This window comes from Bittarella massiliensis (ex Durand et al. 2017), from assembly GCF_017566145.1.
Taxonomy (GTDB): Bacteria; Bacillota; Clostridia; order Oscillospirales; family Ruminococcaceae; genus Bittarella; species Bittarella massiliensis_A.
This window is the reverse complement of sequence record NZ_JABFCL010000159.1, coordinates 1-227: the sequence shown is the minus strand read 5'-3', so window position 1 is coordinate 227 and position 227 is coordinate 1. Positions and strand designations below refer to the sequence as shown.

Here is a 227-nt window from a genome sequence, read left to right as displayed (position 1 = left end):
AAAACATTACCCCATGACCATGGCCAGAAATTCGAGCAGATGTGCGAACAGATTCCTGGACCGGAAGCGTTCCAGATTGTGGCGGATCTATTTAAACAAATGGGAGATCTGAGCCGGGTGCGGATCTTCTGGCTGCTCTGCCACTGCGAAGAATGTGTCATCAATATCTCTTCCCTTATGGAAATGAGCAGTCCGGCAGTCTCCCATCATCTCAAGCAACTGAAAAT

At 48.5% G+C, this 227-nt stretch carries 1 protein-coding gene; it reads left to right on the top strand.

The window, feature by feature from the left end:
- Positions 1-39: 39 nt before the first annotated feature.
- The coding region (locus HJY11_RS13865; RefSeq protein WP_368041624.1) for an ArsR family transcriptional regulator at positions 40-227 on the top strand (188 nt) is incomplete at its 3' end.